At 72.6% G+C, this 16,210-nt stretch carries 15 protein-coding genes, 1 tRNA gene and 1 pseudogene; 15 read left to right on the top strand and 2 right to left on the bottom strand.

The window, feature by feature from the left end; all coding sequences use genetic code 11:
* Position 1: 1 nt before the first annotated feature.
* The 13 genes and pseudogenes from J7E88_RS03485 (at position 2) to J7E88_RS03540 (ending at position 13,424) form a co-directional block, all read left to right on the top strand.
* On the top strand, positions 2–1,165 hold the full coding sequence (locus tag J7E88_RS03485; RefSeq protein WP_215177035.1) for an inositol-3-phosphate synthase: 1,164 nt from the start codon (positions 2–4) through the stop codon (positions 1,163–1,165).
* Positions 1,162–2,733 (top strand): UbiA family prenyltransferase, encoded by a 1,572-nt coding sequence (locus tag J7E88_RS03490; RefSeq protein WP_308307256.1) that lies wholly within the window; start codon positions 1,162–1,164, stop codon positions 2,731–2,733. The genes J7E88_RS03485 and J7E88_RS03490 overlap by 4 nt, the downstream gene beginning before the upstream one ends.
* Positions 2,730–3,611: a sugar phosphate isomerase/epimerase gene (locus tag J7E88_RS03495; RefSeq protein WP_215177036.1), complete on the top strand. Its 882-nt coding sequence runs from the start codon at positions 2,730–2,732 to the stop codon at positions 3,609–3,611. Before J7E88_RS03490 ends, J7E88_RS03495 begins: the two co-directional genes overlap by 4 nt.
* Positions 3,608–4,243: an EboA domain-containing protein gene (locus J7E88_RS03500; protein WP_215177045.1), complete on the top strand. Its 636-nt coding sequence runs from the start codon at positions 3,608–3,610 to the stop codon at positions 4,241–4,243. Before J7E88_RS03495 ends, J7E88_RS03500 begins: the two co-directional genes overlap by 4 nt.
* On the top strand, positions 4,243–5,091 hold the full coding sequence (locus tag J7E88_RS03505) for a TatD family hydrolase (protein WP_215177049.1): 849 nt from the start codon (positions 4,243–4,245) through the stop codon (positions 5,089–5,091). Before J7E88_RS03500 ends, J7E88_RS03505 begins: the two co-directional genes overlap by 1 nt.
* Before the next feature lie 14 nt (positions 5,092–5,105).
* Positions 5,106–6,278: a metabolite traffic protein EboE gene (gene eboE, locus J7E88_RS03510; protein ID WP_215177054.1), complete on the top strand. Its 1,173-nt coding sequence runs from the start codon at positions 5,106–5,108 to the stop codon at positions 6,276–6,278.
* Positions 6,275–7,663, top strand: coding sequence for a nucleotide pyrophosphatase/phosphodiesterase family protein (locus J7E88_RS03515; RefSeq protein WP_215177056.1), 1,389 nt, complete (start codon positions 6,275–6,277; stop codon positions 7,661–7,663). Before eboE ends, J7E88_RS03515 begins: the two co-directional genes overlap by 4 nt.
* A 54-nt stretch (positions 7,664–7,717) precedes the next feature.
* A complete protein-coding gene (locus J7E88_RS03520; protein ID WP_215177058.1) occupies positions 7,718–8,878 on the top strand; it encodes a sugar phosphate isomerase/epimerase in 1,161 nt (386 codons plus the stop codon).
* A gap of 191 nt (positions 8,879–9,069) precedes the next feature.
* Positions 9,070–9,696: an HAD family acid phosphatase gene (locus J7E88_RS03525; protein WP_215177060.1), complete on the top strand. Its 627-nt coding sequence runs from the start codon at positions 9,070–9,072 to the stop codon at positions 9,694–9,696.
* Positions 9,697–9,762: 66 nt separating this feature from the next.
* Positions 9,763–10,008 (top strand): annotated as a pseudogene (locus tag J7E88_RS35500) (succinate--CoA ligase subunit alpha); the annotation flags it as partial.
* A 133-nt stretch (positions 10,009–10,141) separates the two neighbouring features.
* Positions 10,142–11,683 (top strand): aldehyde dehydrogenase family protein, encoded by a 1,542-nt coding sequence (locus tag J7E88_RS03530; RefSeq protein ID WP_215177062.1) that lies wholly within the window; start codon positions 10,142–10,144, stop codon positions 11,681–11,683.
* 450 nt (positions 11,684–12,133) lie between these two features.
* Positions 12,134–12,616 (top strand): sortase, encoded by a 483-nt coding sequence (locus J7E88_RS03535; protein WP_215177064.1) that lies wholly within the window; start codon positions 12,134–12,136, stop codon positions 12,614–12,616.
* A 229-nt stretch (positions 12,617–12,845) separates the two neighbouring features.
* Positions 12,846–13,424, top strand: a complete 579-nt coding sequence (locus J7E88_RS03540) for a class F sortase (RefSeq protein ID WP_251022118.1) — start codon at positions 12,846–12,848, stop codon at positions 13,422–13,424.
* Between the two features lie 169 nt (positions 13,425–13,593).
* On the opposite strand, the gene J7E88_RS03545 is transcribed toward J7E88_RS03540, so the two are convergent.
* On the bottom strand, positions 13,594–14,904 hold the full coding sequence (locus J7E88_RS03545; protein WP_215177068.1) for a DUF2254 domain-containing protein: 1,311 nt from the start codon (positions 14,902–14,904) through the stop codon (positions 13,594–13,596).
* A gap of 164 nt (positions 14,905–15,068) precedes the next feature.
* Here J7E88_RS03545 and J7E88_RS03550 point away from each other — a divergent pair.
* Positions 15,069–15,156: transfer RNA gene (locus J7E88_RS03550), tRNA-Leu, on the top strand.
* 164 nt (positions 15,157–15,320) lie between these two features.
* On the opposite strand, the gene J7E88_RS35505 is transcribed toward J7E88_RS03550, so the two are convergent.
* Positions 15,321–15,860, bottom strand: coding sequence for an NUDIX hydrolase (locus J7E88_RS35505; RefSeq protein ID WP_308307259.1), 540 nt, complete (start codon positions 15,858–15,860; stop codon positions 15,321–15,323).
* Positions 15,861–15,904: 44 nt separating this feature from the next.
* Between J7E88_RS35505 and J7E88_RS03560 the strand changes: the two genes are divergently transcribed.
* A complete protein-coding gene (locus J7E88_RS03560) occupies positions 15,905–16,195 on the top strand; it encodes an ABC transporter permease (protein ID WP_308307261.1) in 291 nt (96 codons plus the stop codon).
* The last annotated feature ends 15 nt before the right edge of the window (positions 16,196–16,210 follow it).

Consider the following 16,210-nt stretch of genomic DNA (forward strand, 5'->3'; position numbering starts at 1 on the left):
CATGGCAGGGAGGCAGCCCGTGAACGACGACGGGAACGCAAGCGAGCCCCGGATCGGCCAGGCGCGCACGGGGGTCTGGTTCGTCGGAGCCCGCGGATCGGTGGCCACGACGGCCGTCGCCGGATGCGCGGCGGTCACCGCCGGACTGTATCCGCCGACCGGCATGGTCACCGAGACACCGCCGTTCACCGGCACCGGACTGCCCTCCCTGCCCTCCCTCCTCTTCGGCGGCCACGACACCGCCGGCTGCCCGCTGCCCAAGCGAGCCGAGCACCTCACCGAAGCGGGCGTCCTCCCACACGGCCTCGTGCGCGCGGTCCGCGGCGAACTGGCGGCAGCCGACCAGGAGATACGCCCCGGCGGCCCGCTCGCCGGGGACCCCCGCACCGACGAGGAACTGATCACCGCCTTCGCCGCCGACCTCACCTCCTTCCGCGACAGACACCGCCTCGCACGGGTCGTCGTCGTGAACGTCTCCTCCACCGAACCACTGCCGGGGCCGGACGCCGTACGACTGCCGCCCAGCTCCCTCTACGGGGCCGCCGCCGTCCGCGCCGGCTGCCCCTACGTCAACTTCACCCCCTCCACCGGGCTGCGCACCGCGGTCCTCACCGACGCCGTCGCGGCCAGTGGACTTCCCCACGCGGGCCGCGACGGCAAGACCGGCCAGACCCTGCTCCGCTCCGTGCTCGCCCCGATGTTCGTGCAGCGCGCCCTGTCCGTACGGGCCTGGTCCGGCACCAACCTGCTCGGCGGCGGAGACGGAGCGGCACTCGCCGACCCCGCCGCCGCGGCCGCCAAGAACGCAGGCAAGGAGCGCGTCCTCGCCGACACCCTCGGCCACAGCCCCGAGGGCGAGGTCCACATCGACGACGTGCCCGCGCTCGGCGACTGGAAGACCGCATGGGACCACATCGCCTTCGACGGCTTCCTCGGCTCCCGGATGGTCCTCCAGACGATCTGGCAGGGCTGCGACTCGGCACTCGCCGCGCCCCTGGTCCTGGACCTGGCCCGCCTTGTCGCCCGCGCCCACGAGGCGGGCATCTCGGGTCCGCTCCCCGAACTCGGCTTCTACTTCAAGGACCCGGACGACGGTCCTGCGGGCCTGTCCGAACAGTTCACTGCGCTGCTGTCCTTCGCCGACCGCCTGCGGGAGACCCGGTGATCCACTCCTTGCTCACCCGCTTCGCGCCCCCGGCCGGCCGGTTCCACGGCCCCGCCATGCCCTCCTCCACACCCGGGGCCGTGGGCGCGCCGGCGCGGCCGCCGGGCCATGCCACGCTGCGGGCCTGGGCCGAACTGCTGCGCGTCTCCGCCCTGTTCACCGTGCCCGGTGACGCCCTCGCGGGCGCCGCGGCGGCCGGGCTGCGCCCGAACCGGGGCACGGCACTCGCCGTGTGCGCCTCGCTGTGTTTGTACGAGGCGGGCATGGCGCTCAACGACTGGACCGACCGCGAAGAGGACGCGGTCGACCGGCCGCACCGCCCCCTCCCCTCGGGCCGTATCACCCCGGCCGCGGCGCTGACGGCGGCCGGGGCCCTCACCACGGCGGGCCTCGCCCTCGCCTCCCGCGCGGGCCGTCCCGCCCTGGCCGTGGCCACGGCCCTGTCCGCGACGGTGTGGGCGTACGACCTACGCCTCAAGCACACCAAGGCCGGCCCGGCGGCGATGGCGACGGCCCGCGGCCTGGACCTCCTGTTGGGCGCGACGGCAACGCTGTCCGCCATGCCCCCGGCCGGGGCCCCGCCCGCCGCGCCGGGGCGCGAGGTTTCCGGGCTGTCTGCCATGCCCCCGGCCCGGGGCCTGTCCACGGGTAGCGTCACCGGCCCGCGGCCCACAGCGCCGGGTCGTGAGGCAACCCGCTCGGGCCGCAACGCCTCCAGGCCACCCGCCCGCCCCGCCCACCGAGGGGCCGCTGTGGGCGCGCCCCCGCCAGGGACCGACGCTGCCCGGCCGCGCGGCGCGTCCGGGGCAGCCCGGTTCGGGGACCATGCGCCGGGCGCGCTTCGCGCCGCCGCGGCCTCGCCCGGGGCGTTGGCCCGTGGGGTGCGGCGCGTGGCTGCCGCCGGGGGGTTGGGGGCGGAGCCTCCTGGGTTCCGTGGGGGACTCTCCGCTTCGGCAGCGGCCGGACGTGCCGCCGACCCGGTTTCGCCGGACGCCGTCCGGGTGACCGCCGCCGCGGCCTCGCCCGGGGCGTTGGCCCGTGGGGTGCGGCGCGTGGCTGCCGCCGGGGGGTCGGGGGCGGAGCCTCCCGGTTCCCGTCAGGGTTTCGGGGAGGGGTGGGGTGGGGGATTCTCCGCGCCGGCCCGCGCCGCCGCCGCACTCGCCGCGCACACCTACGCCGTCACCGCCGTCTCCCGGCACGAGGCGCACGGCGGTTCGACGCTCACGCCCCTCGCGGCTCTGGCCGCCACCGCCGTACTGGGCGCCGTGGTGGCGCACCCTCGGCATCGCCCCGGCGAATCGGGAGCCACCATCCGGCGCGCCGTGAGCGCAGCCGCCCCAGTCCTGCTCGCCGCCGCCTACCTCCGTACCGCCGCCACCCCGTACCTCCACGCCGCCCTCAATCCCTCGCCGCCCCTCACCCAGCGCGCCGTCGGCGGCGGGATCCGGGCCGTGATCCCGCTCCAGGCAGCCCTCGCCGCCCGGTCCGGCGCGAACGTCACGGCTCTCGCCGTCATGGGGCTCGTACCGATCGCCCGCAGGCTCGCACGAAAGGTCAGCCCCACATGACCCTCCACCCCGGCGGACTCCGCCTCGGCTACGGCACCAACGGGCTCACCGACCTGCGCCTCGGCGACGCCCTCGCCCTCCTCGCGGACCTCGGCTACGACGGCGTCGGGCTGACCCTCGACCACATGCACCTCGACCCGCTCGCCCCCGACCTCGCCGGCCGCACCGCCCGCGTCGCCCGCCGACTCGGCGAACTCGGCCTCACCGCCGCCGTCGAGACCGGCGCTCGCTACGTCCTCGAACCCCGCCGCAAGCACGGACCCTCCCTCCTCGACCCCGACCCCGACGCCCGCGCCGCCCGCACCCGGCTGCTGCTCACCGCAGTCGACGTCGCCGCCGACCTCGGCGCACACGCCGTGCACTGCTTCAGCGGCATCACCCCTGCCGGCACCGACGCCGACACGGCCTGGAAGCGCCTGGAGGAAGGCCTGTGGCCCGTGCTCGACGCCGCCGCGGCGGCCGGCGTACCCGTCGCGATCGAGCCCGAACCGGGTCATCTGCTAGCCACCCTCGACGACTTCCACCACCTGCGTATCGCGCTCGGCAACCCGGCGCCGCTGGGCCTCACCCTCGACATCGGCCACTGCCAGTGCCTCGAACCCGCACCCCCAGCCGACTGCATCCGCGATGCCGCCCCCTGGCTGCGGCACGTCCAGATCGAGGACATGCGCCGCGGCGTCCACGAGCATCTGCCCTTCGGTGACGGAGAGATCGACTTCCCTGCCGTCCTCGACGCCCTCGCCGCCACCGGCCACCAGGGCCTCACCGTCGTCGAACTGCCCCGACACTCCCACGCGGGCCCTGAACTGGCCCGTACCTCCATCGAGTTCCTGCGCACCGCGCGCAGGCCCCGCACGAAGGGAGCACCGGCATCGTGACGCCCGCACCGGTACCGACCCGCAAGGAACTCGAGGAACTGCTCGACGACAGCGCCCGTGCCTGGCTCGGCGACGCCTTCGCCGAGGCCGCCCGGGCCGCCGCCGCACCCCCGGCCGCGTCGTCCCCGTACGCCGCGCACACCTGGGAACTGCGGTTCGCCGCGGCCGGCCGGCACTGCGGACACGAGCACGCCGACGCCGCCCGCACCCTGATCCTGGGCGAGGCACGCGCCGGCCTGGACACACTCACCCGCCTCTACCAGCAGGGCAGCGCCGCCGAACGCCGCGCCGTGCTCCTCGCCCTGCCCGCGCTCGTCCGCGGCCCGCAGGCCCTGCCGCTGATCGACGACGCGCTGCGCACCAACGACACCCGGCTCATCGCGGCCGCCGTCGGCCCCTACGCCGCCGCCCACCTCGATCCGCACCCCTGGCGGCACGCGGTCCTCAAATGCCTCTTCACCGGCGTCCCCGCCGACGTCGTGGCAGGGCTGGAGCGACGCGCCGCCGGCGACGGGGAACTGGCCCGCATGCTCACCGACTTCGCCGCCGAGCGCACCGCCGCCGGCCGCGCCGTCCCCCACGATCTCGGTCGCGTGCTGACCCTGACCGGCCACAAGCCCGAGGAGCTGTGATGCGCATCTTCGACCCCCACATCCACATGACCTCCCGCACCACCGACGACTACGAGGCGATGTACGCCTCCGGTGTCCGCGCCCTGGTGGAGCCGTCCTTCTGGCTGGGCCAGCCCCGCACCTCACCGGCCGCGTTCTTCGACTACTTCGACGCCCTGCTGGGCTGGGAGCCCTTCCGCGCCGCCCAGTACGGCATAGCGCACCACTGCACCATCGCCCTCAACCCCAAGGAGGCGAACGACCCCCGCTGCACGCCCGTCCTCGACGCCCTGCCCCGCTATCTCGTCAAGGACGGCGTCGTCGCCGTCGGGGAGATCGGCTACGACTCGATGACACCGGCCGAGGACACCGCACTGGCCGCACAGCTCCAGATGGCCGCCGACCACGGTCTGCCCGCCCTCGTCCACACCCCGCACCGGGACAAGCTCGCCGGACTGCACCGTACCGTCGACGTCGTCCGCGAGTCGAACCTGCCCACCGAACGGGTGCTGCTCGACCACCTCAACGAGACCACCGTCGAACACGCCCTCGACAGCGGCTGCTGGCTCGGCTTCTCCATCTATCCCGACACCAAGATGGACGAGGACCGCATGGTCACGATTCTGAAGACGTACGGAACGCACAAGGTGCTCGTCAACTCGGCCGCCGACTGGGGCAGGAGCGACCCGCTCAAGACCCGCAAGGTCGCCGACGCGATGCTCGTCGCCGGCTTCAGCGAGGACGACGTCGACCAGGTGCTGTGGCGCAACCCCGTCGCCTTCTACGGCCTCAGCGGCCGGCTCCAGCTCGACGTGCCCGCCCCCGAAGCACTCCACGAAGGCAACTCCATCCTCCGCGGCGGGGAATGAGAGGAGAGCCGTCGATGCGCTTCCGCCACCCCGACGGGTCCACCGTCCACCTCTCCTACTGCACCAACGTCCACCCGGCCGAGACCCTCGACGGCGTCCTCGCCCAGCTGCGCGACCACAGCGAACCCGTCCGCAGACGGCTCGGCAGGGACCGGCTCGGCATCGGGCTGTGGCTCGCCAGGGACGCGGCCCGCACCCTGGTCAACGACCCGGCCGCGCTGCGCGGCCTGCGCGCCGAACTCGACCGCCGTGGACTGGAGGTCGTCACCCTCAACGGCTTCCCCTACGAGGGCTTCGGTGCCGACGTGGTCAAATACCGCGTCTACAAGCCGGATTGGACCGATCCCGAGCGCCTCGCCCACACCACCGACCTCGCCCGCCTCCTTGCCGCCCTGCTGCCCGACGACGTCACCGAGGGCACCCTCTCCACCCTGCCGCTCGCCTGGCGGACCGGCTTCGGCCCGCAGGCGGCCCGCGCCGCGCGCGCCGCGCTGACGACGCTCGCCGAACGGCTCGACGCCCTTGAGGAGCTGACCGGCAAGTCCATCCGGATCGCCCTCGAACCGGAACCGGGCTGCACCGTGGAGACCACCGCCGACGCCATCACTCCCCTCACCGACGTCGGAGCGCCGGACCGCATCGGCGTCTGCGTCGACACCTGCCATCTCGCCACCTCCTTCGAGGAACCCCGGGCCGCGCTCGCCGCGCTCGCCGCTGCCGGCATCACCGTCCCCAAGGCCCAGCTGTCCGCCGCACTGCACGCCGAGCACCCCCACCTGCCCGAGGTGCGCGACGCCCTCGCCGCGTTCGCCGAGCCGCGCTTCCTGCACCAGACCCGTACCCGCACCGCCGCCGGGCTCCGCGGCACCGACGACCTCCCGGAAGCCGTCGGCGGTGCGGCGCTCCCGGACGGCGCCCCGTGGCGGGCCCACTTCCATGTGCCCCTGCACGCGCCGCCCGCCCCGCCGCTCACCTCCACCCTGCCCGTGCTCCAGGACACCCTGACCCGGCTCGTCGGCGTCCCCCGGCCCCTCACCCGCCACTTCGAGGTCGAGACCTACACCTGGCAGGCCCTGCCGCCCGAGCTGCGGCCCCGCAACCGCACGCAGCTCGCCGACGGCATCGCCGCCGAACTCACCCTGGCACGCGACCTGCTGACCGGCCTCGGCCTCAAGGAGCTGCCGTGAACGACACCGACCGCCCCACCCCGCTCCTCGTCCTGGACGTCGTCGGTCTCACCCCCAAGCTCCTCGACCACATGCCGCACCTGAAGGCGCTCGCCGCCGCCGGATCCCGGTCGGCGCTGTCCACCGTGCTGCCCGCCGTCACCTGCGCCGCCCAGTCCACCTTCCTCACCGGCACCCTCCCCGCCGAACACGGCATCGTCGCCAACGGCTGGTACTTCCGCGAGCTCGGCGACGTCCTGCTGTGGCGTCAGCACAACGGCCTCGTCTCCGGTGACAAGATCTGGGACGCGGCCCGCCGCGCCCACCCCGGGTACACCGTCGCCAACATCTGCTGGTGGTACGCCATGGGCGCCGACACCGACATCACCGTCACCCCCCGCCCCGTCTACTACGCCGACGGCCGCAAGGAGCCCGACTGCTACACCCGGCCGCCGGCCCTGCACGACGAACTGACCGAGAAGTTCGGCACGTTCCCCCTGTTCCACTTCTGGGGGCCGGGTGCCGACCTCGTCTCCAGCCGGTGGATCGCGGACGCCACCCGCCACATCATGCGCACCCGCCACCCGGACCTGACCCTGTGCTACCTGCCGCACCTCGACTACGACCTGCAGCGCTACGGCCCCGACGACCACCGCTCGCACCGGGCGGCCGCCGACCTCGACAGCGTGATCGGCCCCCTCCTCGACGACGCGCGCCAGGAAGGCCGCACCGTGGTGGCCCTGTCGGAGTACGGCATCACCCGCGTCAGCCGCCCCGTCGACATCAACCGCGCCCTGCGCCGTGCGGGGCTGCTCGAAGTCCACACCCAGGACGGCATGGAGTACCTCGACCCGATGGCCTCACGGGCCTTCGCCGTCGCCGACCACCAGCTCGCCCATGTCTACGTCCGCCGCCCGGAGGACCTGGAAGTCACCCGTGAGGTCCTGAAGGACCTGCCCGGCGTCGACGAGCTCCTCGACGACGAGGGCAAGAAGGCTCACGGCCTGGACCATCCCCGCTCGGGTGAGCTCGTCGCCGTCGCCGACCCCAATGCCTGGTTCACGTACTACTACTGGCTCGACGACGCCCGGGCTCCCGACTTCGCGCGGCTCGTCGAGATCCACCGCAAACCCGGTTACGACCCAGTCGAGTTGTTCATGGACCCCGAGGACCCCTATGTGCGGCTGAAGGCCGCCAAGGCCGTGGCCCGCAAGAAGCTCGGCATGCGCTACCGCCTCGCGGTCGTGCCTCTGGACCCCTCACCGATCCGCGGCAGCCACGGCCGCCTCCCCATGAGCGACGAAGAAGGTCCGCTCATCCTGTGCTCCACCCCCCGCGCCGTATCAGGCCGCACCGCGGCCACCGAGGTGAAGTCGCTGCTGCTCCGGCTCGCCGGCCTCGGTTGAGGCAGCAGGACGTCTCCGCATCCGCACCCCCGTGACACGAGAGAGAGAATCACTGTGACCGCGTTCAACGACGACTCCCGCACCGGCGACGCGCTGCGCCGCACACTCGGCGTCAGCCGCCGCCGCTTCCTGAGCACCTGCACCGCCGCCGCGGCCGCGGCGATCGCCGCCCCGGTGCTCGGCGCCTCACCGGCCCTGGCCCAGGTGGAACAGGGCGACAGAGAGCCGGGCCACGGACCCGCTCTCGTCCCACCTCACAAGCGCGGCATGATTCTCTACACCGTCCGTGACGCCACGGGCCGCGACCCGATGTCCACGGACCTGCCCTCCGGCTTCCGCGAGGTCTTCCATGAGCTGTCGCGCTACGGCTACCGGCAGGTGGAGTTCGCGGGATACCGCCAGCACGCGGGCGCGCCCGGCGGCGCGAACCTGGAGACGGCACAGGGAGCCAGGCTGCTGCGCTCCTGGCTGGACGAGTACGGCCTGCGCGCGCAGGGCAACCACGGTTTCATCCCGTCGTCGTGGCCGCTCACGCCGTCCGACGTCGACACCTTCAAGCGCCACCTGGAGATCGCGAACATCCTCGGCATGGAGCACATGGGCACCGGCGGCGACCCCACCGGCAGCTCCTACCGGTCCGACTGGGACGTGGCGGCCGACAAGTGGAACGCGCTCGGCGCGATCGCCCGCAGCGAGGGCATCAAGCTGTACACGCACAACCACGACTCCGCCTACGGCTTCCTGCTCGACGGGGGACCACTCGACGCGGTGGGCCGGCCGACCCGCAGCTCCGGCATCCGCAAGCTGGAGTACTTCCTCAGGAATACCGACCGGCAGTGCGTCTGGCTGGAGATGGACATCTTCTGGGCGCACGTGGCGCAGTACAAGTTCCACACCTACACCGCCCACGACGGCTCGCAGCAGAGGAACGTCTTCGATCCGGCCGCGCTCGTCGCGGCGAACAACCGGCGCTACCCGCTGTTCCACGCCAAGGACGGCACGGTCAACACACAGAGCGGGCAGGGCTACGACATGGTGCCGTTCGGCACGGGCGACATCGACTACCGCGCGTTCTTCTCCCGCGTGGGTGCGAAGCACTACCACAACCCGATGGTGGAACAGGACAACGCGCCCAGCTCCACCGACCCCGGCCAGTCACTGGACTACGCCCGCATCGGTTACGACAAGCTCGCGGCCCTGCGCGCCCGTCGCTGACCGCACGTCCCGCCCGCCGCCCGGTGGAGAACTCCACTGGGCGGCCGGGCTGTTGTCCCCGCAAAAGCCGCTACCGACCAGTAGTAAGAATGTCGCCTGCCGTCCATCATTAATCGCGAGCATGTCAACCCGTTCGGTCGATCATGGCCGAACGGGCTCCCTGAGCCGCCTCCCTACCCAGGAGACCCCCCATGCATGCACGCATCTGGACGGTCCGTACCACCGCGACCGCCGCCGCCCTGACCTTCGTCGCGGCCCTGCCTGCCGCCACCGCTCACGCGGACATCCCGGCCGCGACGACAACCGCCGTACGGACGCAGAGCGTCGACTACGGCACCTGGCTGCGCGACGTCGCCGCCGTCGTCGCCGAGGCCCGCCCCTACATCGAACAGCGCACGGCCGATGCGTCCGGTGAGAAGCAGGCGATCGTCCTCGACATCGACAACACCTCGCTGGAGACGCACTTCCACCCGTTCTGGGAGCTGCCCACCCCGGCCATCGCCCAGATGCGCGACCTCGCGCGCTACGCCGACTCCCGCGGCGTCGCCGTCTTCTTCGTCACCGCGCGCCCCGGCATCATCCACTCCCTCACCGACTGGAACCTGAAGAAGACCGGCTACCCGGTCGACGGCCTGTACGTGCGCGACCTGCCCGACCTCTTCGACGAGGTCAGCGCCTACAAGACCGAGAAGCGCGCCGAGATCGAGGCCAAGGGCTACACGATCATCGCCAACATCGGCAACAACACCACCGACCTGGTCGGCGGCCACGCCGAGCGGACGTTCAAGCTCCCCGACTACGACGGCCAGTTGTCGTAGGCGGAGCCCGTACGGCCGGGTGGCCGCGGTGGCCGGTCTCCCGGCCGCCGCGGCCACCCGTGGCCTGACGGAACGCCGGACGCCGCCGCCTACATCTCCGACCACGTCCCCAAGCCCGTCGTCGGCCAGATCGCCGGTTTCCCCGCGCCCGAGGGCAAGACCATGGGCCACGCGGGGGCCATCGTGTCCGGCTCCACCGGCACTGCCGGGGCCACGCGGCGGGCGCTGGAGGCGGCCGGGATCCGTGTCGGTTCGACACCGACACAGACCTCGCAGCTCGTCCGCACGCGCCTCACCGAGTCCACTGGCTGACACGCCCCCCTTTACGCAACCGGTGCTCGGAGGAAACCCTTTCGGGCAGTTCCTCGGGGCGACCGGCGTGTGCGAGCCGGCCGCCCCTGCCACCTCCCGCCCCGTCACGACTCGTACGAGCGGAGAACACCTGATGGCACCCACCCTCACGCTCAAGCCGGGCACCGCCTGGACCGACGCCTGGCAGCGGTGTCTGGCCGCCGCCCCCGAAGCCTTCCGGGACGAGCGCGTCCTCAACCTCTGGGACGGCCGCTGGCAGGCCGACGGCCGGACCCTGCCCGCCACCAGCCCCGTCGACCTCGGCCCGATCGCCGGCCCGCCCCGCCTGGACGCGGCCACTGCCCACCAGGCCGTACGCGCCTCGCTCGACCAGCACCGCGCCTGGCGTCATGTCCCGCTGCCCGAACGGCGCGCACGCGTCGCCGCCGTGCTCGACGCCCTGACCGAACACCGCGAGCTGCTCGCCCTGCTGCTCGTCTGGGAGATCGGCAAGCCGTGGCGGCTCGCGCAGGCGGACGTGGACCGCGCGATCGACGGCGTACGCTGGTACGTCGACGGCATCGAGCCCATGCTCGAAGGCCGCAGCGCACTCGACGGCCCGGTCTCCAACATCGCCAGCTGGAACTACCCGATGTCCGTGCTCGTCCACGCCATGCTCGTCCAGGCCCTCGCCGGGAACGCGGTGATCGCCAAGACGCCCACCGACGGCGGCGCCGCCTGCCTCACCCTCGCCTGCGCGCTCGCGACCCGCGAGGGCCTGCCGGTCACCCTGGTCAGCGGCAGCGGCGGCGAGCTGTCCGAAGCCCTGGTCCGCTCGCCCGAGATCGGCTGCGTCTCCTTCGTCGGCGGCCGCGACACCGGAGCCCGTATCGCCACCGCCGTCGCCGACCTCGGCAAGCGCCACATCCTGGAACAGGAGGGCCTCAACACCTGGGGCATCTGGAACTTCACCGACTGGTCCGCCCTCAGCGCCGTCGTGCCCAAGCTCTTCGACTACGGCAAGCAGCGCTGCACCGCCTACCCCAGGTTCGTGGTGCAACGCGAGGCGTTCGCCGACTTCCTGGCCGCCTACCTGCCCGCCGTACGCTCCGTTCACACCGGCCACCCTCTCGCCGTCGAGCACCCCGACGACCCGCTGCCCGCCCTGGACTTCGGCCCGCTCATCAACGCGGCCAAGGCCAAGGAGCTGGCCGACCACGTAGCCGAGGCCACAGACCGCGGCGCGATCCCGCTCCACCGGGGTTCACTGAACGACGGCCGATTCCTGCCCGGCCAGGACACCTCCGCCTACCTCCCGCCCGTCGCACTCCTGAATCCGCCCCCGTCCTCCCCGCTCCACCACGCCGAACCCTTCGGCCCCGTCGACACGATCGTCCTCGTCGACACGGAGGCGGAACTGCTCGCCGCCATGAACGCCTCCAACGGCGCGCTCGTCGCCACCCTGTCGACGGACGACCCCGCGGCCTTCGCACGCCTGGCACCGCAGATCCGCGCCTTCAAGACCGGCCACAACAAGCCCCGCTCACGCGGTGACCGCGACGAGCTCTTCGGCGGCTTCGGCGCCTCCTGGCGCGGCGCGTTCGTCGGGGGCGAACTGCTGGTGCGGGCGGTGACGGAAGGCCCGGCGGGGGAACGGCTGCCCGGGAACTTCCCCGAGTACCAGCTCAACGCCTGACGCGGGTCCGGCCACGACCTGCCGGATCGGTGACCATGTCCGGGGACATCGGCAGGACCGGTGCCACGCCGGCGACATGGGCCGGACCGGTGCCATGCCCGGGGGGCATGGGCCGGACCGCTGGCCGTGTCCGGGGTATCGGCCGGACCGGTGCCCGCGGACCTTGCGGACGTCCTACTGGGCGCGGAGGAGCCCGGCGGACGTCCGCACCGGTGGCGACACGGAGAGCTCGTTAGCCCGTTCGCGCTTCCCGTGTCGTCGTGTTCACCGCGGTGCGCTCCCCGCGGCGACCTGCGGGAAGCCGGAAGGAGGCCTGATTCCCGGCACCCTACCGGGTGACCCTGCGCCCGGTCTGACATTGCGATGATCACCGACTGTGGTTGCCTCGTGTACGGAGCACGGAAGAGGTGCCGCGCAGACAGGCCGGACACGGCTCCGCTGGAGGAAGACATGCGAATCGCACGCGCCGGTCTGAAGATCGCCCTGGTGTTCGGCATCCTTGCTCTCTCCGCCCCGGCCGCCGCGGCCGCCGGTGAGAGCGACATCGACATCAGCCCGCGGAATGCCTCCCCGGGGACCAAGGTCACCGTCAGCACCACCGCCTGCGGGAAGGAGACGTACGGCAAGGGTGAGTCGGAGGCGGGTGGGAAGTTCCACCTCCTGGAGGGGAGCCGCGCAGGCGTCCTGGTGGGCGAGTTCCAGATTCCTGAGGACGCCGCTTCCGGAACCGACACCATCACGCTGAAGTGCCCCCCGCGCACCAAGGTCACCGGGACGCACCAGATCAACGGTCGCCCCAGTGGAGGCGTCGACGCCGGCTTCGGTGACGCCACCGACGAGGGCACGCAGCTCGCACTCGGGGGTCTGCTCCTGACCGGAGCAGTCGCCGGCGGCGTGACGAGGATGCGCCGCCGGGACACCGCCGGGACCTGACCTCCGGCGGAGTGGCTCGGACGCACCGCCGCCGCGGCGCCTCAGGACCCGACCGTCCCTCCTGCCCACCGGCCCCTGGCCACCGTCCCGGTGCCGGGGGTCGGCCGGGTACCGGCCCGCTGCCGTGCGAAGGACCATCCCCATGGACGACACCCCCACGACGAGGACCACCGACGCCGCCCGTCTTCCCTCGTACAAGTTGCTCGCCTGTGCCGCTGTCGCGGGGGCCATGCTGGTGGCCGGCGCGCTGCGCGACGACCACCCCCCGCAGCCCTCGTCGGCGCAGCCCTTGGCCTCGTCCGCGCAGTCGGCTCGGGACCACACACCGCAGACCGCCGACATCGGGCCTCTGCCCCGCGCGGATCCCGTCCGCCTCCTGATCCCGGCCGCCGGCGTGAACGCCCCGCTGACACGGGTGGAGTTGAACGACGCGGGCGCGCTTCGGCCGCCGCCGGGCGACGAGCCCGGCCTCGCCGGCTGGTACGGCGACGGCACGGCCCCCGGTGAGACGGGCACGGCCATCACCGTCGGACACGTGGACACCCCCGCCGGCCCCGGGGTCTTCTACCGGCTCGGGGCCCTCACCAAGGGGGACACCATCGACGTCGTCCGGGAGGACCGGCGCACGGCTGTCTTCACCGTCGACGCCGTAGAGCTGCACGACAAGGGCGACTTCCCGGACGAGAAGGTCTACGGCGAGGCGGGCCGGCCGGAACTACGGGTGATCACATGCGGCGGTGACTACTCCCCGGGCACCGGCTATCAGAGCAACGTCGTCGTCTACGCGACGCTCAGCGCGGTGAAGTAGCGTCGCGCCCGTCCCGCCGGCCGTTCAGCGAGTGTCTGGCGGTCGGGCTCCCGTCAGCCGGTGCCTTGCCTGCCGGGCTCCCGTCAGCCGGTGCCGGCGGCTGGGCTCTCGTTCAGCCGGTGCCCTGGCGGTAGGGCTCCCCTCAACCGGTGCCTTGCCGGGCTCCCGTTCAGCCGATGCCCTGGCGGTCGGGCTCCAGCGCGAACGCGCGCTCGGCCGCCTCGGGCAGCGCGGTCTGCACGGCCGCGACGAGCAGCGCGCGATGCCGCTCCAGCGGCTCGCGCCGCGCCTCGGGCACGAACCGCAGCAGATCCTCCAGGCCGGCGATCAGCCGTCGGGACACCTGCGGGCTCCCGACGGCGCACCCCCGGATCTCCGCGAACCCGAGGTTCACGAGATCGCCCCACCCGGGCACGTCCTGCACCAGCCGTACCACACCGTCGCGGTCGCGGTAATGCACGGCGCCGAGCGGCCGGCCGGCCGCGGCCGCGAGGAACTGCACGATCCGGTCGACGCACTGCACGGCCGTGGTCGGGTCGTTCACCGCCGGGGACAGCGCCCGCAGCGCGATGTCGGACAACTGGCGCAATCCGAACCCGAGATCCTGGTGGAAGGTGCGGTCCACCCCGACGGAGACCGCGGACCCCAGGATCCGCCGGGACGGCAGGTCTCCCCCTCCGCCGTGCACGGCGAGGACCGGTGTCCCCGGCACGACGAAGTCCCCGATCCGCGGGATGAGCCGCAGGACCACCCCCCGGCGCCGGGCGACGCGCACAAGGCGGGCCACATGCACGTCCCGCAGTGTCCCCGCCCGCCCCTGATGCCCGATCCGCGCCACCTCGGCGGGCAGCGGCGCCGTGTCCGCGTCCTGGACGGGCATCTTGTCGAGCACCCCGAACGACTCCCTGGTCACCCGCTCCACCACGGGCCCCACCTTCATGAGCTGGAGCGTCTGGGTCACGTAGGCGATGAACAGCAGCAGACTGAGCCCGACCATCAGCAGGGTCAGCGCGGCCTGCACCAGAGGCACCGACACCACCTTCCGGGGATCGGTCTCGCTGTCGTACGAGGTGAGGACGAGAAGCGAAAGCACGAAGGTCCCGAGGAACACGGAGAAGGTCAGCTTGCTGATCCGGCTCCGGATGAAGATCCGGACAACGCGGGGGCTGAGGTTGCCCGAGGCCATCTGGACGGCGACGAGCGAGATGCTGAAGACGACACCGATGAAGGTCATCATCGCGGAGCTGACCGTGGTCACGATGGTCTTGGCGTCCTGGGAGAGCGCGGCGAGGGAGCGCACTGCCTCGTAGTCGCCGGTCTCCTTGAGGACGTCCACCAGTGCCGTGTCGACGGCATCCGCCGCGAGCCAGAGAAGAAAGACGAGGATCAGGGTGAGTGTGGGCGCGAACCAGAAGGTGTCGCGCAGGTGCTCGCGCAGCGAGGAGAGGACGCGGGGCCTCCGGTAGGTGCGATGGCTCACGCAGCCGACGGTATCCGCACGCTGCGCGCTCGCGCGGATACACGCTGTACTGCGGCGGTTCGGCCCGTTCGGACAGCCCTGACCACGGGATATGCGGGTGAAGGGCACCTCGAACCCCTGGTATTGTTGTCCCTGTCGCCGCGGGAGACCGGGGCCGACCACCGGTCCGGGTGGCGGAATGGCAGACGCGCTAGCTTGAGGTGCTAGTGCCCTTTATCGGGCGTGGGGGTTCAAGTCCCCCCTCGGACACCAGTGAGACCCCAGTTCGTCTGGGGTCTTTTTGCGTTCCCGGGCGCGGGAGGCCTGCCCTCCCTGGCGCGACGGCTCATGCGAGCAGGCTTGTCGCGGGCTCGCCCGCTTCGTCTGAACCAGCTCCTCGGGTAGGTTACGCGCCGCAACACCGGAATCACTCCTCCTCATCCAGAAGTCCCGCCTGCGAGGCTTTGCCGAGGTAGGCAAGGGCGCTCAGGACAGCGGGATCCGCGCTGGGGGGCACTTCGGCAAGCTGGGTCCTGCCCGGACGGTGGCACGGCCATCCAGAACCGGGCGTCACATGGCGGCGGGCGGGAAAGGGCGGGTGGTGCCGAGGGCGTCAGTCGCGTGGTCGGTCCATGTCGACGGAGTAGCCGTGGAACGCGTCGTCCCGCAGGCCCGGCGCAGGCCGCCAGCTGCCGAGCACGGCCGCCGACGGCGCGAACAGCGGCTCCGGGCAGGGCGTCCAGCGGCCACCACTCCCAGCCGGCGATCTCCTCCGGTTCACGGACTTCGGCTGTTCCCGACGCCGCCGCGACCAGAGCGGCGGCGGTGACCCGGGTCACCCCGCGGGTGCCGTCCACGAGGATGGTGCCGATCCGGACGCCGTCCGCGTCCGCCTCCAGCCCGGTCTCCTCTGCCAGTTCGCGGACCGCGGCCTCCTCGAACCTCTCCCCGAAGTCGTCAGCATGGCTCGCGGTCACCCGGCATCCTGCTCCTGTTCACCCTGGCGCTGACCTGGCTCGCCGTGATCCCCGGGCTTTCTGCGTCGTCGGTCGAGGGCGCTGGCGCGTTCGCCTACCCCCTCATCTTCCTGCCGTTCGTCAGTTCGGCGTTCGTGCCCACAAAGACGATGCCCGGCCCGGCGCGCTGGTTCGCCGAACATCAGCCGGTGACGTCGATCGTCAACACGATCCGCAACCTGTTCGCCCAGCAGCCAGTCGGTGACGACATCTGGACCGCCCTCGCGTGGTGCGTCGGCATCCTCGTCGTGGCGTACATCTTCGCGATGGCCGCCTATCGCCGGAAGATCGCCTGAGGCAGGCTGAGACCC

It is taken from the genome of Streptomyces sp. ISL-10 (assembly GCF_018614575.1).
GTDB lineage: Bacteria > Actinomycetota > Actinomycetes > Streptomycetales > Streptomycetaceae > Streptomyces.